The following is a 4799-nucleotide window of genomic DNA, read 5'->3' as shown; positions in this document are numbered from 1 at the left end:
ATCAGACGAGGATTCAAAAGGGTTTGGGCTATCAATCGCCAAGACAGGTGTGGTTTGATTATTATCGTCAGGCTGGGTAACTAAAATCTCCCAAGTTTAACTGTACGGAATTGACAGCAGGGGTCACTATGCACCACCGCAACAAACCCGTGACACTGCAACCCCAAAAACACCTACCACTGCTGCACCCAAACACGCCATCGCCTCTTAAATTCATCTTAAAGACATATTAAAGGCGTCTTCAATGCTTGTGATAAAACGTGCTAATTAAAGCACGTTTTTCGCTTCATCTATACCTATCATTAGACACCTATCATCCGACAGGGTGTGTGGAATCCACCCTAGCCATGATAAACATCTTTTAACTGATAAACCTTTTAACTGATAGACTTTGTTTTAAAAAGTGGTAGCCAGTTATACGGTGAGATTAGACCAGCAAGCTACTTTGCTAAAGTTAATCATCAAGGTGTCAATATCCCAACTTTTTTAGCAAATGCAACACAGGAAAAATGACTTCTCTATAGCTAGGTTATATTCGGGATGTGAATAACCTATTGATAGTAATGAAAATTTTTTAAGCCAACACTGTTAGCTTTACGGTCTCTAGTATGTCATTTTTTAATCAATAGTTTAGTTTTGTAATTTTATGGGTGATAAAAGTTAATTTAGCGCTTTTTAATTTTTGCGGCTTATATAATAAAAAGGATTTAAATTTTAAATAATAAAACTATGAGATAAATAAATTTAAATCAAGCACTTCAATTAATGATCAACTAACAACTATAAGGGCAATAAATATGACAACTGAAAACAACGAAAAACTTTCTTTATTAGACGATGTGGCATTAAAAGCCCAAATGCTCATGGCAAACCTAAAAGAGGGCGCTAATGATGGCTATGACCATTCTGTGACCAGCGCCGGTGAAAAGGGCTTAAAATCAGGCAAAGTTTCTGAACTCACCGCCATCGCCCCCTTAACCAAAGATGGGGCAGCTCGTATCAAACGAATTTTAGAAATTACCAAAGGCAATCTTGCAGGAGCGACCAATGTAGGCACCTTGCATGATTTGCGGTTGGTGTTTTTAGACAATGACACCAAGCTACTGTTTTGTACCGCCTATGATGGCGATTGGGACGCCTACATCAATGACTTTGCTACCAAAATTCCAGAACTCATGGACTTGATTTTTGGCAATGTAGAGGGTTGGCCTGGGATTAAAGACCCGACTGTCAAGCAATTTATCCTTGACCATCAGATTACCGCTACCGGTTGGTATGTGGGTGTACCGCATCTGACGGTTCGTGATATTGCGCGTAATGACAAAATCGTGCGTGGCATTAATAAAGCAATTGAACAAGCCCAATAAGACGACTTAGAACCTGTATTCACCATATCACGTTTATCAGCTCACTTTTATCAGCGTACTATTCTAAGCGTACTCTAAATGGGCAAGCTTTAGGTTAAAATTTCGATACAAAAGCCATTTGTTGCGTGATTTTTACCATAAACGATATTTAGCGTGGTGTATGGTGAGCAGGTTCTTAGCATCAAATTTTTGAAATTCTCTGCTAGGAACGACCATGAATAACGACAACCCAGCGAATGAAAGCCTACTTGGCAAATTAAAAACCCATCTACAGGATGGTATCGAGCATGGCATAGAGGCCATTAAAGACAAATTTGAACACAGCGATACACCCGCTGAAGAAGGCAGTGTCAAAGAACGGGTACATGAAGCGAAACAAAAAATCAGCACGCAGCTGCACAGCGTCACCACACGGGCAACGAACGCTATCTATCCCAATATCGCCACGATGGAGCTTGAGGATATTCAAGCCATCATCTTACATGACCGCCCTGCGCCTTACTATGGCACGCTTGTCGCGCTAAAAGTCAATGATAGTAACGCGGGTCGTGAATTACTAAAAGCGGTATTACCAAACGTCACAGGCTCAAAAAATTTCCAAAAAGATATGGATGCTAATTTGACCATTGTGATGACGTATGAGGGGCTAAAAGCCTTGGGCTTACCGCAAAGCTCGCTTGATTCTTTCCCAGAAAATTTCAAAACAGGTATGGCAGGTCGCTCAGATATCTTGGGTGACAAAGGCGATAATGACCCGAGTAACTGGCTTGCGCCATTTGGTGATAAAGGCGATATTCATATTTGCGGCGCGGTGATTGCCGATAGCCAAGAAAAATGGCAAGCCAAACTTGACGAACTTAAACAGGCGTTTGCCCCTTATCTAGATACCAGCCGTAACGCCATCGAAATCTTAGTGGAACATGATTTTGGCGCAGATGGTGAGGTCAAAAACGTGTTTGGTTATCGCGATGGCATCAGTAACCCAGAAGTTGATGGCAGTGGTATCAGCCTTGAAAATAACACCGAACGTCCGATTGCGGCGGGTGAATTTGTGTTAGGTTATAAAGGTGAAGCGGGCGTGGTACCTCCCATGCCACAGCCTGAAGTATTGGGAAAAAACGGCTCGTTTATGGTACTGCGAAAATACCGCAGTAATGTGGCTGACTTTCACCGCTATTGCCTTGAACAAAGCGACAATGACCCAGCTAAAGCCGATAAATTGGGGGCAAAAATGTTTGGTCGCTGGCGTTCGGGTGCCCCCATCACCCTAAGCCCAGATCACGATGATGAAGCCCTAGGCAAAGACAATGTAGCAAACAATAAATTTGACTACACGGACGATCCCTATGGCAAAGGCTGCCCGTTTGGTGCCCATGCTCGCCGTATGAACCCCCGCAATACCAAAGACTTTATTCTAAGCGATGTGCGTCTTCATCGTATTATCCGTCGTAGCGTATCGTATGGCGATATCGTGCCACCCAACGTGACCCAAGACGATGGTCAAGAGCGGGGTCTATTTTTTATCGGTATCAACGCGCATGCCATGGACACGCTTGAGTTTTTGCAAAGCCAATGGATTAATGACGGTAACTTTATGAACCTTGGGGAAGAACGTGACCCAATGCTAGGCGTACACGCAGGTAGTGACGCTGATAGCGATGTGTTCACCGTACCCGATGAGCCAATTCGTAAGCGTCATACCAATATTTTGCAATTTAATACCCTGCAAGGCGGTGAATATCTTTTTGTACCGAGCTTGTCGGCACTTAAATGGATTAGTGAGCTTAACGAAAATTCATATTAGCGTAAAACTAAATAAAAAAGGTTAGGCGTTTTTAGTACTGCTAACCTTATGAAATAATGAAAATAACAAAGGACAATCATCATGTTAAATAAATTATTCGGTCGTCGTTATGCCAAGTTTGACCCAGCCATCGACCAGCTCACTAGCGACGATGAAAAAGCCATCGACCAAATCACCGCAGATATTCGTGACTATATCGGCAAATCAGACACCGTTAGCAAAATCAACTATCACACCCGAGACGCCCATGCCAAAGGCTACTGTGCATTAAAAGCCAACTTTGAGATTTTACCAAAACTGCCCAAAGAATATGCCCAAGGTATCTATGCCAAACCCGCTCGTCATGAAGCGGTGATTCGTTTTTCTAACGGCTCATCTCGTGTGGCTGCCGACAACAAGTTGGGACTTTCTCAAGGGTTGGCGATTAAAGTCTTTGGTGTCAAAGGCGAAAAATTACTGCCAGATGAGCAAGATAGCCCAAACTTTGACTACAATATGATTAATTTTCCTATTTTCTTTTGTAATACTATCCAAGACTATAGTTATATTTCACGACTATTTTTACAATTAAATGATTATTTTGCCAAAGGGGCGAAAGGTCAAGCCAAATTTGCCTTTGACTGGCTTACCCAAAATGGCACAAAACTGCCATCCAAAGAATCCCTCAAGACTTTTAGGGCTTTTAGTAAATTTAAAACCATCAAACCGCAAAATACCTTGTTATACAGTTTTTACTCACAAGGGGCGGTGCGTCATGGCGACTATATGGCAAAAATCCGTGTCGCCCCGACCAAAGCATCACAAGCCAAAATCAAACGCCGTGATCTTGATGTCAACGCCACTAACGAGGCGATTCGTCCTCTGATTTTACAAGAAATCCGTGAGCATGATTATGAGTTTGATGTGCAAATCCAGCTGTGCCGTAACTTAAAAGACCAACCCATCAATGACTTGACCAAAGAATGGGATGAAAAAGACGCGCCATTTGTGACAGTGGCAAAACTTACCATCCCTTGCCAAGATGTGCCAGATGACGGTAACTTTGACATCATGGAGCATTTGTCATTTACCCCGTTTCGCTGTATTGAAGCCAACCGTCCGATTGGTAATCTGCAGCACGCGCGCCTGCGTGCCTATCAAACCGCCTCGACCACGCGCCATCGTTTAAATCATAAAAAACGTGCCGAGCCAACCAATCTAAAACAGGCATTTGATAAAGATTTTTATAACCTTTAAATTTGGCAAAAAACCAGTAGCGGGGCGGTTATGGGGGCATTGTTTGGGGTAAAATTTCACCCATTGGGTGAAAAACCACATCGCCCTCAATCATTCAACAACCGTTAGCCTGTGACTGGGCTAACGGTTTTTTACCTTTTTATGCCATTAAACCTATACTAACCTGAGTTCGGGATAAGCAGGTCAAAAAAAAGCAAAAAAAAGAAGTCCAAAATTGTTAAAGTTAATGTACTAATAAAAACTCAACAAAAAGGACTTCTTACATGGACAACCTAACCGAATTATACTGCCACATTGACGACTTTTACCAAGCATTCAAACCAGAATTTGAACGTCAGCTGATCGAAAATGGGACAAAGCGATTAAGAGCATGCAAGATAAGTGTACCAGAG

At 42.4% G+C, this 4799-nt stretch carries 3 protein-coding genes and 1 pseudogene; all 4 read left to right on the top strand.

Going from position 1 to position 4799, the window contains the following annotated elements; translation table 11 throughout:
• Nucleotides 1-797: 797 nt before the first annotated feature.
• Complete coding sequence (locus A1019T_RS12280) at nt 798-1367, top strand: hypothetical protein (protein ID WP_007394488.1); 570 nt, start codon at nt 798-800, stop codon at nt 1365-1367.
• 214 nt (nt 1368-1581) lie between these two features.
• Nucleotides 1582-3171 carry a Dyp-type peroxidase gene (locus tag A1019T_RS12275; protein ID WP_007394487.1) on the top strand — a complete coding sequence of 530 codons (1590 nt, stop codon included), beginning with the start codon at nt 1582-1584 and terminating at the stop codon, nt 3169-3171.
• Between the two features lie 81 nt (nt 3172-3252).
• On the top strand, nt 3253-4407 hold the full coding sequence (locus A1019T_RS12270; protein WP_077451959.1) for a catalase family protein: 1155 nt from the start codon (nt 3253-3255) through the stop codon (nt 4405-4407).
• Between the two features lie 263 nt (nt 4408-4670).
• Nucleotides 4671-4799 (top strand): annotated as a pseudogene (locus A1019T_RS12265) (IS982 family transposase); the annotation flags it as partial.

The organism is Psychrobacter piechaudii (assembly GCF_900162825.1).
GTDB classification, from domain to species: Bacteria; Pseudomonadota; Gammaproteobacteria; order Pseudomonadales; family Moraxellaceae; genus Psychrobacter; species Psychrobacter piechaudii.
This window is presented reverse-complemented; position numbering and strand designations above follow the sequence as displayed.